Source organism: Neisseria sp. HMSC073G10, assembly GCF_001812605.1.
GTDB lineage: Bacteria > Pseudomonadota > Gammaproteobacteria > Burkholderiales > Neisseriaceae > Neisseria > Neisseria subflava_A.
The window spans coordinates 26,696-43,312 of sequence record NZ_KV809505.1 but is presented as its reverse complement, the minus strand read 5'-3'; the positions used below and the strand labels follow the sequence as shown (position 1 = coordinate 43,312).

General features: G+C 47.3%; 18 protein-coding genes and 2 tRNA genes. 17 read left to right on the top strand and 3 right to left on the bottom strand.

Annotation, left to right across the window (positions count from 1 at the left end; translation table 11 throughout):
* Positions 1-3: 3 nt before the first annotated feature.
* From HMPREF2865_RS03350 to HMPREF2865_RS03335, 4 genes are all read left to right on the top strand, one after another.
* On the top strand, positions 4-1,527 hold the full coding sequence (locus HMPREF2865_RS03350) for a cytochrome b (protein WP_168162036.1): 1,524 nt from the start codon (positions 4-6) through the stop codon (positions 1,525-1,527).
* Positions 1,528-1,541: 14 nt separating this feature from the next.
* On the top strand, positions 1,542-2,327 hold the full coding sequence (locus tag HMPREF2865_RS03345; RefSeq protein WP_039864285.1) for a cytochrome c1: 786 nt from the start codon (positions 1,542-1,544) through the stop codon (positions 2,325-2,327).
* A 213-nt stretch (positions 2,328-2,540) separates the two neighbouring features.
* Entirely contained in the window at positions 2,541-3,146 is a 606-nt protein-coding gene (locus HMPREF2865_RS03340; protein WP_039861850.1) for a glutathione S-transferase N-terminal domain-containing protein, read from the top strand.
* An 11-nt stretch (positions 3,147-3,157) separates the two neighbouring features.
* Positions 3,158-3,562, top strand: coding sequence for a ClpXP protease specificity-enhancing factor (locus tag HMPREF2865_RS03335; RefSeq protein ID WP_070585198.1), 405 nt, complete (start codon positions 3,158-3,160; stop codon positions 3,560-3,562).
* A 156-nt stretch (positions 3,563-3,718) separates the two neighbouring features.
* On the opposite strand, the gene HMPREF2865_RS03330 is transcribed toward HMPREF2865_RS03335, so the two are convergent.
* The 3 genes from HMPREF2865_RS03330 to HMPREF2865_RS03320 form a co-directional block, all read right to left on the bottom strand.
* Positions 3,719-3,794 (bottom strand) — tRNA-Ala (locus tag HMPREF2865_RS03330).
* A gap of 6 nt (positions 3,795-3,800) precedes the next feature.
* Positions 3,801-3,877: transfer RNA gene (locus tag HMPREF2865_RS03325), tRNA-Met, on the bottom strand.
* 106 nt (positions 3,878-3,983) lie between these two features.
* Positions 3,984-5,135 carry a class I SAM-dependent methyltransferase gene (locus HMPREF2865_RS03320; protein ID WP_070645601.1) on the bottom strand — a complete coding sequence of 384 codons (1,152 nt, stop codon included), beginning with the start codon at positions 5,133-5,135 and terminating at the stop codon, positions 3,984-3,986.
* Between the two features lie 401 nt (positions 5,136-5,536).
* Here HMPREF2865_RS03320 and mraZ point away from each other — a divergent pair, with 401 nt between their 5' ends.
* The 13 genes from mraZ to HMPREF2865_RS03260 form a co-directional block, all read left to right on the top strand.
* On the top strand, positions 5,537-5,992 hold the full coding sequence (gene mraZ / locus HMPREF2865_RS03315) for a division/cell wall cluster transcriptional repressor MraZ (protein ID WP_003748265.1): 456 nt from the start codon (positions 5,537-5,539) through the stop codon (positions 5,990-5,992).
* On the top strand, positions 5,989-6,951 hold the full coding sequence (gene rsmH, locus HMPREF2865_RS03310; RefSeq protein ID WP_070645599.1) for a 16S rRNA (cytosine(1402)-N(4))-methyltransferase RsmH: 963 nt from the start codon (positions 5,989-5,991) through the stop codon (positions 6,949-6,951). Before mraZ ends, rsmH begins: the two co-directional genes overlap by 4 nt.
* Positions 6,952-7,014: 63 nt before the next feature.
* On the top strand, positions 7,015-7,278 hold the full coding sequence (gene ftsL / locus HMPREF2865_RS03305) for a cell division protein FtsL (protein ID WP_003681879.1): 264 nt from the start codon (positions 7,015-7,017) through the stop codon (positions 7,276-7,278).
* A gap of 78 nt (positions 7,279-7,356) precedes the next feature.
* Positions 7,357-9,105: a peptidoglycan D,D-transpeptidase PBP2 gene (locus HMPREF2865_RS03300; protein ID WP_004518895.1), complete on the top strand. Its 1,749-nt coding sequence runs from the start codon at positions 7,357-7,359 to the stop codon at positions 9,103-9,105.
* A gap of 26 nt (positions 9,106-9,131) precedes the next feature.
* On the top strand, positions 9,132-10,610 hold the full coding sequence (locus tag HMPREF2865_RS03295; RefSeq protein ID WP_070645597.1) for a UDP-N-acetylmuramoyl-L-alanyl-D-glutamate--2,6-diaminopimelate ligase: 1,479 nt from the start codon (positions 9,132-9,134) through the stop codon (positions 10,608-10,610).
* A gap of 180 nt (positions 10,611-10,790) precedes the next feature.
* The gene (locus HMPREF2865_RS03290; protein WP_070645595.1) at positions 10,791-11,312 is read left to right on the top strand and encodes a M23 family metallopeptidase; all 522 of its coding nucleotides are present in this window, start codon (positions 10,791-10,793) and stop codon (positions 11,310-11,312) included.
* A 24-nt stretch (positions 11,313-11,336) separates the two neighbouring features.
* Complete coding sequence (locus HMPREF2865_RS03285; protein WP_070645593.1) at positions 11,337-12,191, top strand: peptidase; 855 nt, start codon at positions 11,337-11,339, stop codon at positions 12,189-12,191.
* A 21-nt stretch (positions 12,192-12,212) separates the two neighbouring features.
* On the top strand, positions 12,213-12,716 hold the full coding sequence (locus tag HMPREF2865_RS03280; protein WP_070645591.1) for a hypothetical protein: 504 nt from the start codon (positions 12,213-12,215) through the stop codon (positions 12,714-12,716).
* Positions 12,713-14,077, top strand: coding sequence for a UDP-N-acetylmuramoyl-tripeptide--D-alanyl-D-alanine ligase (murF, locus tag HMPREF2865_RS03275; RefSeq protein WP_070645589.1), 1,365 nt, complete (start codon positions 12,713-12,715; stop codon positions 14,075-14,077). Before HMPREF2865_RS03280 ends, murF begins: the two co-directional genes overlap by 4 nt.
* Before the next feature lie 15 nt (positions 14,078-14,092).
* Entirely contained in the window at positions 14,093-14,242 is a 150-nt protein-coding gene (locus HMPREF2865_RS12125) for a hypothetical protein (protein WP_049335337.1), read from the top strand.
* Between the two features lie 101 nt (positions 14,243-14,343).
* The gene (gene mraY / locus HMPREF2865_RS03270) at positions 14,344-15,426 is read left to right on the top strand and encodes a phospho-N-acetylmuramoyl-pentapeptide-transferase (RefSeq protein ID WP_004518887.1); all 1,083 of its coding nucleotides are present in this window, start codon (positions 14,344-14,346) and stop codon (positions 15,424-15,426) included.
* A 115-nt stretch (positions 15,427-15,541) separates the two neighbouring features.
* Entirely contained in the window at positions 15,542-16,030 is a 489-nt protein-coding gene (locus HMPREF2865_RS03265) for a group II truncated hemoglobin (RefSeq protein ID WP_070645587.1), read from the top strand.
* A 61-nt stretch (positions 16,031-16,091) separates the two neighbouring features.
* The coding region (locus HMPREF2865_RS03260) for a tetratricopeptide repeat protein (RefSeq protein ID WP_141752512.1) at positions 16,092-16,617 on the top strand (526 nt) is incomplete at its 3' end.

The window sequence follows — 16,617 nt, the reverse complement described above, 5'->3', positions numbered from 1 at the left end:
ATTATGGCAAACCAAACCAATAGCAAAGCAAAAGCATTGTTAGGCTGGATGGACGATCGCTTCCCTCTGTCTAAAATGTGGAATGAGCATTTGGCTCAATACTATGCGCCGAAGAACTTCAACTTCTGGTATTACTTCGGCTCTTTGGCTCTACTCGTCCTTGTAATTCAAATCGTCAGCGGTATTTTCCTGACCATGAACTACAAACCGGACGGCAACCTTAACGCTTACCATCTGCCTGCTGCCTTTACCGCAGTAGAGTACATCATGCGCGACGTGTCCGGAGGTTGGATTATCCGCTACATGCACTCCACCGGCGCATCTTTCTTCTTCATCGTCGTTTATCTGCATATGTTCCGCGGTCTGATTTACGGTTCGTACAAAAAACCTCGTGAATTGGTGTGGATTTTCGGTTCCCTGATTTTCTTGGCATTGATGGCAGAAGCCTTTATGGGTTACCTGTTGCCTTGGGGTCAAATGTCCTTCTGGGGTGCGCAGGTAATTATTAACCTGTTCTCCGCCATCCCTGTTATCGGTCCTGATTTGTCCACTTGGATCCGCGGTGACTTCAACGTTTCCGACGTTACTTTGAACCGCTTCTTCGCCCTGCACGTTATCGCTGTGCCTTTGGTATTGCTCGGCTTGGTTGTGGCTCACATCATCGCCCTGCACGAAGTGGGTTCTAACAACCCTGATGGCGTTGAAATCAAGAAAAACAAAGACGAAAACGGTATTCCACGCGATGGTATCCCATTCCATCCTTACTACACCGTTAAAGACATCTTGGGTGTTGTTGTATTCTTGATTGTCTTCTGTTCTGTGTTGTTCTTTGCACCTGAAGGCGGCGGCTACTTCTTGGAAGCGCCAAACTTCGATGCAGCAAACGCGTTGAAAACACCGCCGCACATTGCGCCGGTATGGTATTTCACCCCGTTCTACGCTATTTTGCGTGCGATTCCTTCGATGGCAGGTACTCAGGTATGGGGTGTAATCGGCATGGGTGCAGCAGTTGTATTGATTGCCTTGTTGCCTTGGTTGGATAAGTCACCTGTAAAATCTGTTCGTTACCGCAGCAACTCGTTCAAAGTAATGTTGGCGTTGTTTGTTGTATCTTTTATCGGCTTGGGAATTTTGGGTGCATTGGTAGCAGATGATACACGTACAGCTTTTGCTCGTGCATTCAGTGCATTCTATTTCTTGTTCTTCATCGGTATGCCTTTGCATACAAATCCTAAATGGTTGGCTGAAAAAGCTGGTGGTATTAAATATTTAATCAGTCTGTTTGTTTATGCAGCTTTAATTATTTATAACCTGTATTTAGTTGCAGTCTTGCCAAATAACATCGTTAAGGCGTTCGTTCTGGCTTACACTGTTTTCTTTGCAGCTATTCCATTCCTGAATGCGTTTAATAGCGAAAAAGCTACGCCTGAACGCGTAACCATGAGCACTACTAAACAAAAAATTATGTTCTTTGTTTACGTCGGTATTACCGTTGTCGGTGCTTACTTGTTTGCAACCAATATCTGATGAGGGCAGCGAAAATGAAACAAACTCTGAAAAACTGGTTTGCTGCCTTATTGCTGGCAGTGCCTATGAGTGCAGCCGTCGCCAGCGGCGGCGGACACTACGAAAAAGTCGATATCGACCTGCGTGATCAAGTCAGTCTGCAGCACGGTGCGCAAATCTTTACAAACTACTGTTTGTCTTGTCACTCTGCAAGCGGTATGCGCTTCAACCGTCTGAAAGATATTGGTTTGACTGAAGATGAAATCAAGAAAAACCTGATGTTCACAACAGACAACGTTGGTGACGTCATGGTAGCGGCAATGGATCCGAAAGATGCCTCCAAATGGTTGGGTGCGCCTCCGCCGGATTTGACCCTGATCGCACGTTCTAAAGGTGCAGACTACCTGTACGCCTATATGCGCGGCTTCTATAAAGACCCAACTCGTCCAACCGGTTGGAACAATACTGTTTTGGCCGGCGCGAGTATGCCTCACCCATTGTGGGAGCAACAAGGTGTTCAAGCCGTTGAGTTGGATGCTAAAGGTCAGCCCGTTATGATTAAAGACGAGCATGGCAACCTGACTCCTAAGCTGTATTGGGAATCTACCGGTCTGCACAGCCGTCGCCTGCCTAACGGTAAAGTGATCCAAAAAGAGTACGATACTTATGTACGCGATTTGGTGAACTACTTGGTGTACATGGGTGAGCCTGCTCAGTTGCAACGCCACCGCATCGGCTACATGGTTCTGGCATTCCTGTTTGCAGTAATGCTGCCATTGGCTTACTTCCTGAAAAAAGAATTCTGGAAAGACGTTCACTAATTCTTTTGAATCAAAAAGGCAAACCTGTTTCAGGTTTGCCTTTTTGTTTGTGAAATCGGTTTATGCGGAAATAATGTAAATTTTAAAATTACTTAATATAAACAATGTGATATGTGAAATTTCTGGATTAAGTGTTTGAAATTATGTATAATTCTGTCTGAATTTTTATAAGGCTTAAGGCCGTCTGAAAAGATTTATCAGGAGTAAAAGATTATGATGACATTGTATTCAGGTATTACTTGTCCATTCAGCCAACGTTGCCGTTTTGTGCTGTACGAAAAAGGCATGGATTTTGAAATCAAAGATGTGGACGTGTTCAACAAACCTGAAGACTTGGCTTTGATGAATCCGTATAACCAAGTACCGGTTCTGGTTGAGCGTGATTTGATTTTGCATGAATCAAACATTATCAACGAATACATTGACGAGCGTTTCCCTCATCCTCAACTGATGCCGGGTGATCCTGTTATGCGCGGTCGCGGCCGTTTGGTGCTGTACCGTATGGAAAAAGAATTGTTCAGCTTGGTGCAAGTGTTGGAAAACCCTGAATCTACCAATAAAGAACAAGCTAAAGCGCGTGAAGCCATTGGCAATGGTCTGACACTGTTGGCACCGTCTTTTACTAAAAACAAATACATCTTGGGCGATGACTTTTCTATGATTGATGTTGCCTTATCTCCACTGTTGTGGCGTTTGGACTATTACGACATCAAACTAGGTAAATCTGCTGCGCCTTTGCTGAAATACGCCGAGCGGATTTTCCAACGTGAAGCCTTTATTGAAGCATTGACGCCGGCTGAAAAAGCCATGCGCCGCTAAAGGACGGATCTATGGCAACTTCAACCAAACCGTATTTGTTGCGTGCTTTGTATGAATGGTGTTTGGATAATAACCAAACACCGCACATCGTAGCTTGGGTAAATGAACATACCCGTGTGCCGATGCAGTATGTACGCGATAATGAAATTGTTTTAAATATTGGTCCTACCGCCAGCCATAACTTGAATATCGACAACGAATGGGTCAATTTCTCTGCACGCTTTTCCGGCGTAGCGCACGAGATTTGGATTCCGGTCGGTCATATTGTTAGTATATTTGGCCGCGAAAGTGGAGAGGGTATGGGTTTTGAGGTAGAACCATATCAGCCTGCTTCTGCCGAGGTTGCGGTAGCTGAAGATAAAAAAGCTGAATCTGCGGAAGAAAAACCGAAAAAAGTATTGAAGCTTGTGAAGTAATTAAAAGATAAAAGGCCGTCTGAAATGTTTCAGACGGCCTTTATTGATTAGGTATTGTATTGATTGGGTATTGAAGTGGCAAAATTAATGAGCAATCAGTTATTAATCAAGCTAAACAAAAAAGCTCTTGCATTTAACAAGAGCTTTTTTGTTTAGTGGTGGAGGTAAGCGGGATCGAACCGCTGACCTCTTGCATGCCATGCAAGCGCTCTACCAACTGAGCTATACCCCCGAAATTTGGTGGCGAATCAGGGACTCGAACCCCGGACACAAGGATTATGATTCCTCTGCTCTAACCGACTGAGCTAATTCGCCGTTTTGTGAAGTCGCTATTATAGTTTTTTTTGAATATTTGGCAAGCGCTAATTTTGATTTTTTTTATTTCTTATTGTTTTTAAAAAATAAAAAGTAGATTGTCAGGCTATAGCTTATGGCAAATATCGCCGTGGCTGAAGCCTGTCCAATCGATATTGATATCTTTGCCAAAAGCGATCACTTTAAAAAGTTCGCCCATTTCGTGCTGATGTATCAGTTTTTGTACTGCTGCTGCGGCTTGGATATATTCAACCGAATCCGAGCTGCCGATTTGTGCCAGCAGATCAGTGATGCCGAGATTGAGCAGGAAATAAGATTGGGGCAGGTAGCCGATTAAGTCTAAACCTGATTCCGTGCCGGCACGTGCAATATCAGTGAAATTGACGTGTGCAGTCAAATCGGTCAGGCCGATATTGAAAAACGGATCATGGATGGTGTGGTGGCGATAGTGGCCGATAAATGTGCCTTCCTTGCGTTGCGGATGGTAATACTGAGCGGCATCGAAGCCGTAGTCGATAAATATCATGCCGCCGCGCTGCAATTTGGCGGCCAGGGTTTGGATAAAGGCATATTGTGCCGGATGCAGCTCGCTTGTGTATGAGGGAAGGGGAGGGAAGTATAAGGTGGCTGTTTGCGTAAGTTCGGCTTGGGTTAATGGTCTAATGACTTCGATTAGCTCGTCATTCTCTAGGCTAACGCCGATTTGTTGAAACCCTTCATCTTGATAAATCAAGCGTTCCACCGGCATGGCATCCAATACTTCGTTGCCGATGATGATGCCGTCAAAATGTTCGGGCAATGTGGTGAGGTGGATGACTTTGGCGGCTACTTCTGGGGAGGTATGTTCAATAATATATTGGCGTTGTCTCTCTGTAAGTTCTGCCGATAGCTCAATAATATAGTAATGATTCAGGTCGTCTGAAAGGTTTTGCAAGAGTGTGGCAGCGAGATGACCTGTTCCTGCACCAAATTCATAGATATTGCCTGCTGTTTGCGGCAGTAATTCGGCAAGTTGTTTGGCAAGGGTTTGTCCGAATAGGGGGGAGAGGGTGGGGGCGGTAATGAAGTCGCCGTCCGTACCGATTTTATGGCTGCCTCCGCTGTAATAGCCGTATTGAGGTGTGTAAAGGGCAAGCTCCATAAAACGGGAGAAGGGTATCCAGTTTTGATGTTGTTCAATTTCGTTTTTTATAAGCTTGGTCAGGTGTGCTGAAGAGGCTTGTGCATCAGGGGAAGGAAGGGGGAGTTGAGGCTTCATGACTGTTAGATAATGTAAAAAAATTGAATTTGTTTGTATATTATAGCTCCTTATGAGAGGGGTGGTAATTGAGTATAAAAATACTATATGTAGTATTTTTATACCATGAATAATACTACATATAGTATTTAATGCTAAACGAAACACTTAATAAACCCATATGTCATGCATCATTATATATATAAGATATTGAATTTAAAGTGTTTAGTGTTTTATTTCAGATAAGAAACGGATTTGACCTGATTGCCAAAATTTCTTATAGTGTCGGTTAGTGGGGCATAGTGGGTGAAAGTGGTTACTTTTTCCTAAAAAGTGTTCCGTGGAAGTGAAAACGAAAGATTTTAGGAAGGTGGGATTTTTAATCCCACTCTGTTTTATTTTAATCGAATTTGGGGTGTGATGTGTTTGGCGGTGCTCATGAATTGAGTATGGACAGTAAAGGGCGGTTGGCGATTCCTGCCAAATTCCGCGATATTTTGCTGCGCCGTTATACGCCTGCAATTGTGGTCACCCTGGATTCCCGAAAAAAATTATTGATGTACCCCGAGCCCGTTTGGGAAGAAAAAGCCGAGCAGATTCTGAAGTTGAAAGTAGCCGGCAATGAATCTTTGCAACGGTATCAGAATTTGCTGCTGCACAATGCGGAGATTTTGGAGTGGGACAGCGCCGGACGCGTTTTGATTCCGGCCAATCTGCGCAAACGCGTGGATTTTGAAAAAGAAGTTACTTTGGTTGGCCGTGCAAACCGTATGGAGTTGTGGGGTCGCGAACATTGGGAAGAGGAAATGAATCAGGCTTTGGATATCGATCCTGATGAATTGGCTTTCCAATTGAGTCAAACGGATTTGCAATTGTGAGTAAAGTTGAAAATTATCAGCATGTTACTGTCTTATTGCATGAGGCGGTGGATGCATTGGCAATCCGTGAAGACGGGATTTATGTGGACGGTACGTTCGGTAGGGGAGGGCATTCCCGGCTGATTTTGTCGCGTTTGGGTGAGCAGGGGCGTTTGGTTGTTTTTGATAAAGACCCCGAGGCGATTGCGGTAGCCAATGAGCTGGCGGCGCAAGATAAACGTGTCAGTGTCGTACACAATGGTTTTGAAACATTTCAGACGGCCTTGGATGAATTGGGCATCGATAAGATTGACGGTGCGCTTTTTGATTTGGGGATTTCGTCGCCGCAAATTGACGATGGCAGCCGCGGATTCAGTTTCCGCTTTGATGCGCCGTTGGATATGCGGATGGATCCGACCCGTGGGATGTCTGCGGCAGAATGGATTGCAACTGCATCCGAACAGGATTTACACGAGGTAATTAAGAATTATGGTGAAGAGCGGTTTAGTCGCCAGATTGCGCGCGCCATTGTTGCGCAACGCGAGGAGAGTCCCATCGATACAACCCGCAAGCTGGCGCAGCTTGTGGCGCAAAACGTCCGTACTCGTGAGCGCGGACAAGACCCTGCAACGCGCACCTTCCAAGCAGTTCGCATCTTTATTAACCGCGAGCTCGAAGAGGTAGAGGCAGTTTTGCCGCAGGTTGCAGGCCGTCTGAAAGAGGGTGGGCGCTTGGCTGTCATTGCGTTCCATTCGCTGGAAGACAGAATTGTGAAGCAGTTTATTAAAAAATATTCGCAACATGCGCCATTGCCCCGTTGGGCAGTGGTTAAGGAAGCGGATTTGCCTCAGCCGCCTTTGAAGGCTGTGGGCAAAGCAATCAAACCGGATTCGACAGAGACTGAAGCCAATCCGCGTGCGCGCAGTGCAGTTTTGCGTGTGGCGGAGCGAAGCAGTGGCGAATTTTCGGTTATTGAGTAGGGGATGGCGTCTAAACGCTGTCGTAAGAGATAATCCTGTTGACAGGCCGTCTGAAAGTTTGAGATGGGTAAGTTGAATATTTTATTGCTGGTTTTGGTGACGGTCTCAGCCTTTGCCGTAGTGTTTAAGCAAAACCAGTCCCGTTTGCATTTTATCGAGTTGGATAAGGCACAAAAACGGGAAATTCAGTTGGAACAGGATTACGCGCGCCTGAAATTGGAGCAAGCAAGATTGGCAAACCACAAGTTGATTAAAGTGGCGGCCGAAAAGCAACATCTGCTTCCTCCGGGTGCGCATAATACGGCTATGCTGGAACGCAAAAAATAAGAATACAGAGCCTTGCATTGGTGCAAGATTTACGGGATTTGATGGCTCACTGAGCAGCTAAGTCATGAGAAGTTCAACATGTTAATTAAGAACGAATATAAACCTCAAATGCTGTCTGGAACAACAAAAACGAAAAAGCCGCTGACAAGTAACGGGCGAATCGGTTTGGTGCTGGGCGCTGTTGCGCTGGCATTTACCGGTCTGTTGGTGCGCGGGGTTTATCTGCAAACCAGTCAGCATGAATTTTTGAAAAATCAGGGCGACCAACGTTTTGTGCGTACGCTTCCGCTGCCGGCATCACGCGGTATGATTACCGACCGCAATGGTGCCACATTGGCTTTGAGTGCGCCTACCGAATCATTGTATGCCATGCCTTCCGGTATGGAGGAAATGCCGACTGACGAGCAGTTGGAAAAATTGTCGGCCATTGCTGATGTGCCTGTTGAAGTTTTGAAAAATAAATTGTCTAAAAAAGACAAAGGCTTTATCTATCTGAAACGTCAACTCAGCTACGAGAAAGCAGAAGAAATCAAAGCATTGGGCATTAAAGGCATTGCATTCCAAAAAGAATTGAAACGCCATTACCCGATGGGCAATCTGTTTGCGCACGTTATCGGTTTTACCAATATCGACGGCAAAGGTCAGGAGGGCTTGGAGCTTTCCCGTGAAGACAGCCTGCGCGGTGAAGATGGTGCGAAAGTTGTATTGCGTGACAACAAAGGCAATATCGTAGACAGCCTCGACTCTCCACGCAACAGCGTGCCTAAAAACGGCCAAGACATGATTTTGTCTTTGGATCAGCGTATTCAAACGCTCGCTTATGACGAGTTAAACAAAGCGGTGGCTTATCACAAAGCCAAAGCGGGTACAGTTGTGGTATTGGATGCGCAAACCGGCGAAATTTTGGCTTTGGTCAACAGCCCGGCTTACGATCCGAATCAACCGGGTCAAGCCAATAGCGAACAGCGCCGCAACCGCGCCGTAACCGACATGATCGAACCCGGTTCTGCCATGAAGCCGTTTACCATTGCCAAAGCATTGGATTCGGGCAAAGTGGATGCAACCGATACGTTCAATACCCTGCCTTACAAAATCGGTCCGGCTACCGTACAAGATACCCACGTTTATCCTACTTTGGATGTGCGCGGCATTATGCAAAAATCTTCCAACGTCGGTACCAGTAAACTTTCTGCCATGTTTACGCCTAAAGAAATGTACGATTTCTATCATGATTTAGGTGTGGGTGTGCGCATGCATTCAGGCTTTCCTGGTGAGACTGCAGGTTTGTTGAGAAGCTGGCGCAGATGGCAAAAAATCGAACAAGCAACCATGTCTTTCGGTTATGGCCTGCAATTAAGCCTGCTGCAGTTGGCGCGAGCCTATACTGTCTTGACCCATGACGGCGAATTGTTGCCGGTCAGCTTTGAAAAACAAGCGGTTGCCCCTAAAGGCAAGCGCGTCATCAAAGCCTCTACTGCGAAAAAAGTGCGCGAGTTGATGGTTTCCGTTACTGAAGCCGGCGGTACCGGTACTGCCGGTGCTGTCGATGGTTTCGATGTAGGTGCGAAAACCGGTACGGCGCGTAAACTGGTCAATGGTCGCTATGTAGACAACAAACACGTCGGTACATTCATCGGTTTTGCTCCGGCTAAAAATCCACGCGTGATTGTGGCCGTTACCATTGACGAACCGACTGCCAACGGCTATTACGGCGGCGTGGTTGCCGGTCCCGTATTCAAAGAAGTCATGAGCGGAAGCTTGAACATCTTGGGCGTTTCCCCGACCAAGCCTTTAAGTAATACCGCTACTGTCAAAGTACCGTCATAATCCAAACAATCAAAGAGATATTGTTTATGTTCAGCAAGTTAACCCCTTTAGCTGAAACCAACATTCCGCCTCTGCTGTGTGCAAACGCAGCAGGGCGTTTGTTGCATTCAGACAGCCGTCAAATTAAACAAGGTGATATTTTCGTTGCCTGTCAGGGCGAATATACGGACGGTCGCAGTTATATCCCCGCAGCCATTGCCAACGGCGCGGCTTTTGTTTTTTGGGACGACGACGGCAAATTCGCGTGGAATCCCGAATGGAAAGTCCCCAATCAAGGCATCAAAGATTTGAAACACCGTGCCGGCATGTTGGCGGCGCAAGTTTATGGCAATGTTTCAGACGACCTCAAAGTCTGGGGCGTAACCGGCACCAACGGCAAAACCTCCATCACACAATGGCTGGCGCAAGCCACCGATTTGTTGGGAGAAAAAACCGCCATTATCGGCACGGTCGGCAACGGCTTTTGGGGCGCATTGGAAGAAACCACGCACACCACCCCCGCTCCCGTCGATGTCCAAACCCTGCTCTACCGTTTCCGTCAACAAGGCGCAACAGCCGCCGCGATGGAAGTTTCCAGCCACGGCCTTGACCAATCGCGCGTCAACGGCGTGCCATTCCGCAGTGCAATCTTCACTAATCTTACCCGAGACCACCTCGATTATCACGGCACCATGGAAGCCTACGGTGCCATCAAATCGCGCTTGTTCTACTGGCATGGTCTGCAACACGCCATCATCAATGTCGATGATGAATACGGTGCAGAACTGGTAGGCCGTCTGAAAAAAGACTGTCCCGATTTAGCCGTTTACGGCTACGGCTTTGGCGAGCAAGCCGATATCCGCATTACCGATTTCACCGCTTCTTCAGACGGCATGGAAGCCGTATTCCAAACCCCGTGGGGCGAAGGAAAATGCCGTACCCGTCTGCTCGGACGATTCAACGCGCAAAACCTCGCCGCCTGCGTTACCTTGCTGTGTGCCAACGGCTATCCACTCAATAACATTTTGGAAGTGCTGGCAAAAATCCGTCCTGCTTCAGGCCGCATGGATTGCATTATGAACAGCGGCAAACCTTTGGTCGTTGTCGATTACGCCCACACGCCCGACGCATTGGAAAAAGCACTCTCCACCTTGCAGGAAATCAAACCGCAGGGTGCGGCTTTGTGGTGCGTATTTGGTTGCGGCGGCAATCGAGACCGTGGCAAACGCCCGCTGATGGGCGCGGCAGCAGTTCAGGGTGCCGATAAAGTGGTGGTTACCAGCGATAACCCGCGCTTGGAAAATCCGCAAGACATCATCAGCGATATTTTGCCTGCCGTACCTAATCCTGAGCGTGTTGAAGTTGATCGCGCTGTTGCCATCCGTTATGCGGTTGAACAAGCCGCTGCGAATGACATCATTCTGATTGCCGGTAAAGGGCATGAAAACTATCAGGATGTACAAGGCGTGAAGCACCATTTCTCCGATTTTGAAATCGCAGAAAAAGCATTGGCAGAGCGCAGTTAAGCCATAACGCAAATATTCAGACGGCCCGAAACCTTAAGGCCGTCTGAAAAAGATTTAAACCTATACAATAAAAGCAATACGACACACGCATTACGGCACGTCAGCCATTAAACCCATCACAGTTGTTTGTTTCAGAGGATTTTTTAACAAGGCCGTCTGAACAACAAGGAGACCGATTTGATGCTGAAAATGCCGATAAAAACCTTATTAATCAGTGCAGCCGTGGTTTTATTCGCAGGTTGTACAACCAAACAACTTCCGCGTCCTACTGCCGAAATCGAGCAGTTGAGGGCGCAACAGCCTCCTGCCGAGCAAAGCCTGCCCAATCCTGTTAAAGGCAAACGTTTTGACGACACTTGGGGCGCCGCACGCAGTCAGGGGCGCAGGCATGAAGGTGTGGATATTTTTGCTAAGAAAAATACGCCGATACGCAGTACGACGCCCGGTATCGTGACCAAAATCGGGCGCAACCGATTGGGTGGTAAAGTTATCGGTATTCAAGGGCCGGGTGCGTGGCATTACTATGCCCATCTGAATAAATTTGCCCGTATCCGCCTGTATGAGCGAGTCAAAGAAGGGCAGGTTATCGGCTATGTCGGTAAAACCGGCAACGCCAGAACTACACCGGCCCACCTGCATTACGGCGTGTATCTGCCCAGCGGCGCGGTAAATCCGTATCCGCTGATTAGTCAGAATAGATAGGCCGTCTGAACACGATTTGAGAGTATGAACGCAAAGAAATTGGTTAAGGCAACGAATATCATCGGTATGGTAGCAGTCGTGCTGCTGGTGTATTGGGTATTTGTTCTGATTTCATCCAATGTTTTCGGGCTTAAGGTATTCCGCGAATACATTACGGAAATTTTCCTGATGAGTATTTTGGGGATTTTTGCCGTGATGGCGGGTGCCTTGATATTGAACATCATGCTGAATTTGACCCGTATCGCCGAGCGAGGACAAGAGGAAGAAAGCAAAGGTAGCCGGAAAACCTTATATTTGTTGTTGGCAGTATTTCCCGTTTTAGCAGCCCTGTTATTTGGCGGAAATTATCTGACTGTTCAGCAAAAACGTCAGATTTTGACTCAATCTCTAGAGCGTATCGTCAAGGATAATCCATCGCAAATCAACGCGTTGGCAGATTATCGTTTTGAATTGGCGTACATCAAAAAAGCGGCGTTAATCCTTGAGCTGATGTCGAAGGAAGATTCTGCCTTTAAAGCCGCTACGGTGATTGTGCCGGATACGATAGGTAATAAACAGGTTTATTTGGCTTTTTCAGCCGATTCCCATTTAAGTGGGATTGATGAGCAGGCGCCCAATGCTCAGGGGGTAGGCGATGATAATGGTTTTGTCGTTACTCGGAATGGCAATAAAGAAACAATCAGCAAAACGCAATATCTTTATGCCCCAAATCTGAGCGAGCGTGAATACTTGCAGAGGGTATTTGCCGGACAAACAAATGAAATACGTTATGAGGCAAAAGATGGCAATTACAGCCTTTGCCACCCCTACCGCCAAAACGGTAAAACCATTGTATTGTGTTTTTCCGATTACCAGCAGTACGGGAAAATCGGCAGTTGATAAGAGAAAGTGATTTATAGTATGAAAAGTTGGTTTTCCAATACATTTCCTGATTATAAAAAATTGCCCAAAAGCGGTAAATTTATGGCATGGCTGACTTTTGTACAGGGCGTGGTTTGGTTGATTCTGGCATCAATTCAGAGTGTGCAAGGACTGATTAACAACATGGCATGGGCTGTGTTTTTTGGGATTTTACTTTTCATTTTGGGTGTGTTGGCGCTGTCTGCAGCATGGAATGCGTTTAAATTCCGTGAAATAGGTTTTAATAGAATGATATATGTGTACACGCCATGCTTGTTGCAAATAGTCTTTGTAGGAGAGGCATTTTCTTTTACGTATTATATAGAAAGTGTACTGCAATTATCATTTAGCCTTACGGTACATAAGCTTACTGTCGGTGTAAATTTTGCCGCTATTCTTTTTATTGTGCTGGCAAGACGCAATTATCGTCATTTAAAAATGGTTTCCCAAAATACGGATAAAAATGTGGAGCCGTTAGAACAAGGACAAGAAACACAATCATGAAACCACTAGACCTTAATTTTATTTGTCAGACCCTCAACCTTCCGATGCCGTCTGAAAATCAACCTGTTTCGCGTATCGTTACAGACAGCCGCGATATTCAGGACGGCGACGTATTTTTCGCGCTTGCCGGCGAGCGCTTTGACGCGCATGACTTTGTTGAAGATGTGTTGGCAGCGGGGGCGACGGCAGTTGTGGTTTCGCGCGAAGATTGTGTGGCTTTGAAAGGCGCGTTGAAGGTTGACGATACGCTTGCGGCTTTGCAAAAACTGGCGAAGGCGTGGCGTGAAAATGTGAATCCGTTTGTCTTTGGCATTACCGGCTCTTCCGGTAAAACGACGGTTAAAGAGATGTTGGCCGGCGTATTGCGTCATCGATTCGGTGATGAAGCTGTGTTGGCGACAGCCGGCAATTTCAACAATCATATCGGCTTGCCACTGACTTTGTTGAAGTTGAACGAAAAACACCGCTATGCCGTCATTGAAATGGGTATGAACCATTTTGGCGAATTGTCTTTGCTGACCCGAATTGCCGGTCCGAATGTTGCTCTGGTCAATAACGCCTTGCGTGCGCATGTCGGTTGTGGTTTTGATGGCGTCGGCGATATTGCTAAAGCAAAAAGTGAAATCTACGAAGGTTTGCTTTCAGACGGCATTGCGCTGATTCCGTGCGAAGATGCCAATATCGCTACATTTGAAGCTGCTACTGCGCAATTGAACGCTCAGACTTTCGGCGTTGCCAGTGGCGATGTCCATGCAGAAAATATTGAGTTGAAACCGTTGTCCTGCGAATTTGATTTGGTGCGTGGCAATGAACGTGTTGCCGTGGTGTTGCCAGTCCCCGGCCGTCACAATGTGCATAATGCCGTAGCGGCGACGGCTCTAGCTTTAGCGGCAGGTTTGAGCCTTGCCGAAGTTTCAGACGGCCTGAAAAATTTCAGTAATATCAAAGGCCGTCTGAATATCAAGCAAGGCATTAAAGGCGCGACTTTGATTGACGATACTTATAATGCCAACCCTGACAGCATGAAAGCCGCCATTGATGTGCTCGCCGCTATGCCTGCGCCGCGTATTTTTGTGATGGGCGATATGGGCGAATTGGGCGAGGATGAAGCTGCTGCCATGCACGCCGAAGTTGGCGCGTATGCACGGGATAAAGGCATCGAGGCCGCGTATTTTGTCGGCGACAACAGCGTTGAGGCAGCGGAAACGTTTGGCGCGGAAGGTTTGTGGTTTGCTGACAAAGATCCGCTGATTCAAGTGTTGAGCCACGACTTGCCTGAACGCGCTACTGTATTGGTCAAAGGCTCGCGCTTTATGAAGATGGAAGAAGTGATCGAGGCATTGGCAGCAACAACCGCGTAAAAGGCCGTCTGAAATATGAAAAAGATTTTACTATTGACTGGTTTGCTGATTGCCGCGTTTTATGCCGGAATGAAAGTACAGGCATTTATTTATGAAGATACCTGCTTGGATTTGGGCGGCGGAAAGAATCCTGGAAACTATCCGATTTGCGTGGTAGAGAAATAATCTTACTCAATAAGGCCGTCTGAAATTTCAGACGGCATACCGATTGATTTTTAATTGGGCAATAAGCCCGCTGTAACAACAAAAACAAAAAAGGAAGCCCCATGTTTTTATGGCTCGCACATTTCAGTAACTGGTTAACCGGTCTGAATATTTTTCAATACACCACATTCCGCGCCGTCATGGCGGCTTTGACTGCTTTGGCGTTTTCCCTATTGCTTGGTCCGTGGACCATCCGCAAGCTGACTGCGCTTAAAGTCGGCCAAGCCGTCCGTACCGACGGCCCTCAAACCCACCTGATCAAAAACGGTACGCCAACCATGGGTGGCTCGCTGATTTTGACCGCTATTACCGTGTCCACAATCTTGTGGGGTAACTGGGCAAATCCTTATATCTGGATTCTCTTAGGAGTCTTGCTTGCTACCGGCGCACTCGGTTTTTACGACGACTGGCGCAAAGTGGTTTATAAAGACCCTAACGGCGTGTCTGCCAAATTTAAAATGGTGTGGCAGTCCAGCGTTGCCATTATCGCCGGCTTGGCATTGTTCTACCTTGCGACAAACTCTGCCAACAATATCCTGATTGTTCCCTTCTTCAAACAAGTTGCCTTGCCGCTTGGCGTAGTCGGCTTCTTGGTATTGTCCTACCTGACCATCGTCGGCACATCCAATGCCGTTAACCTGACCGACGGTTTGGACGGTCTGGCCGCATTCCCCGTTGTACTTGTCGCCGCCGGTCTTGCCATTTTTGCTTATGCCAGCGGACACTCCCAATTTGCCCAATACCTGCAATTGCCTTACGTTGCCGGTGCAAACGAAGTGGTGATTTTCTGTACCGCCATGTGTGGCGCATGTCTCGGCTTTTTGTGGTTTAACGCCTATCCGGCACAAGTCTTTATGGGCGACGTTGGCGCGCTCGCACTTGGTGCGGCGCTCGGTACCGTTGCCGTCATCATCCGCCAAGAATTTGTCCTCGTCATCATGGGCGGCCTGTTTGTTGTTGAAGCCATTTCCGTTATGTTGCAAGTCGGTTGGTACAAACGCACCAAAAAACGCATCTTCCTGATGGCGCCGATTCATCACCATTACGAACAAAAAGGCTGGAAAGAAACCCAAGTCGTCGTCCGTTTCTGGATTATCACCATCGTCTTGGTGCTGATTGGTTTGAGTACCCTCAAAATCCGCTAAATCTCCAAAGGCCGTCTGAAACTTTCAGACGGCCATTATGTAAGGTAAGCATGCTTGCCTGAATCCTACGTCTCAAAATAAATCCCGCAATAATCCACACAGAAAGTCCCCAAATATGTACCAATCTTTTGGCGGCGCAACCGGCATCCGCACCCTGACCGACCGTTTCTACGACTTGATGGAACTTGAGCCAAGATACCAAGCTTTGCGGCAAATGCACGGCGAAGACATGACCCTGATACGCGAAAAGCTCTACGAATTTTTTAGCGGCTGGCTCGGTGGCCCGCAACTTTTTGTCGAAAAATACGGCCATCCCCAACTGCGCGCCCGCCATATGCCCTTTGCCGTCAACGTACAAGTCCGCAACGAATGGATCGCCTGCTTTGCCCAAGCCATGAGCGAACTGGACATCGACAAAGCACTTGCCGAACCTGTTTTAATCCAAGTTTTTGCCATGGCAGATTGGTGCCGTAACCAAAACGAAGACGGTATCGAACCGCCTATGCCGCCGATGGCGGTTGACCCATGGGTGCGCGCACCGGAATTGCAGCATATTTTAGCCAGCTATGATGTCAACGGATTTTTTGAGGAATTTGCTGGCTAAAGGCCGTCTGAAACTTCTTGGATAAAACAGAAACAATAATTTGAAAGAAATGGATTTTAGAATGAATAAATTATTAAAAAAAATGATGGTAGCCCTGTTATCTTTGGGCTTGGCGCAGGCAGTTTGGGCGGATAATATGCCGAATTTTCAGAAAACGCTTCAAGCTGCGGAGCAAGGGAATGCTCAAGCCCAATTGGATTTGGGTGTGATGTATTACAAAGGCGAAGGAGTCCGTCAAGACTATGCACAGGCGGTGCAGTGGTTTCGCAAGGCTGCAGAGCAAGGGGTTGCAGAAGCCCAACATAATTTGGGCGTGGCGTATGATCAAGGGTTAGGATCCCGTCAAGACGATGCACAGGCGGTGCAGTGGTATCGCAAGGCTGCAGAACAAGGGCATGCCGATGACCAATTCAATTTGGGCTTGATGTATGGCCAAGGGCGAGGAGTCCGTCAAGACTATACACAGGCAGTGCAGTGGTATCGTAGGGCTGCAGAACAAGGGGATGCTAAAGCCCAAGTTAATTTGGGCACGATGTATGCAAAAGGGCAAGGCGTCCGTCAAGACTATACACAGGCAGTGCAGTGGT

Excerpts from the sequence above, each read along its gene's own strand:
- HMPREF2865_RS03350 (WP_168162036.1), top strand. The coding sequence starts at position 4 with ATGGCAAACCAAACCAATAGCAAAGCAAAAGCATTGTTAGGCTGGATG.
- HMPREF2865_RS03345 (WP_039864285.1), top strand. The coding sequence starts at position 1,542 with ATGAAACAAACTCTGAAAAACTGGTTTGCTGCCTTATTGCTGGCAGTG.
- HMPREF2865_RS03340 (WP_039861850.1), top strand. The coding sequence starts at position 2,541 with ATGATGACATTGTATTCAGGTATTACTTGTCCATTCAGCCAACGTTGC.
- HMPREF2865_RS03335 (WP_070585198.1), top strand. The coding sequence starts at position 3,158 with ATGGCAACTTCAACCAAACCGTATTTGTTGCGTGCTTTGTATGAATGG.
- HMPREF2865_RS03320 (WP_070645601.1), bottom strand. The coding sequence starts at position 5,135 with ATGAAGCCTCAACTCCCCCTTCCTTCCCCTGATGCACAAGCCTCTTCA.
- ftsL (WP_003681879.1), top strand. The coding sequence starts at position 7,015 with ATGGGTAAGTTGAATATTTTATTGCTGGTTTTGGTGACGGTCTCAGCC.
- HMPREF2865_RS03300 (WP_004518895.1), top strand. The coding sequence starts at position 7,357 with ATGTTAATTAAGAACGAATATAAACCTCAAATGCTGTCTGGAACAACA.
- HMPREF2865_RS03295 (WP_070645597.1), top strand. The coding sequence starts at position 9,132 with ATGTTCAGCAAGTTAACCCCTTTAGCTGAAACCAACATTCCGCCTCTG.
- HMPREF2865_RS03290 (WP_070645595.1), top strand. The coding sequence starts at position 10,791 with ATGCTGAAAATGCCGATAAAAACCTTATTAATCAGTGCAGCCGTGGTT.
- HMPREF2865_RS03285 (WP_070645593.1), top strand. The coding sequence starts at position 11,337 with ATGAACGCAAAGAAATTGGTTAAGGCAACGAATATCATCGGTATGGTA.
- HMPREF2865_RS03280 (WP_070645591.1), top strand. The coding sequence starts at position 12,213 with ATGAAAAGTTGGTTTTCCAATACATTTCCTGATTATAAAAAATTGCCC.
- murF (WP_070645589.1), top strand. The coding sequence starts at position 12,713 with ATGAAACCACTAGACCTTAATTTTATTTGTCAGACCCTCAACCTTCCG.
- HMPREF2865_RS12125 (WP_049335337.1), top strand. The coding sequence starts at position 14,093 with ATGAAAAAGATTTTACTATTGACTGGTTTGCTGATTGCCGCGTTTTAT.
- mraY (WP_004518887.1), top strand. The coding sequence starts at position 14,344 with ATGTTTTTATGGCTCGCACATTTCAGTAACTGGTTAACCGGTCTGAAT.
- HMPREF2865_RS03265 (WP_070645587.1), top strand. The coding sequence starts at position 15,542 with ATGTACCAATCTTTTGGCGGCGCAACCGGCATCCGCACCCTGACCGAC.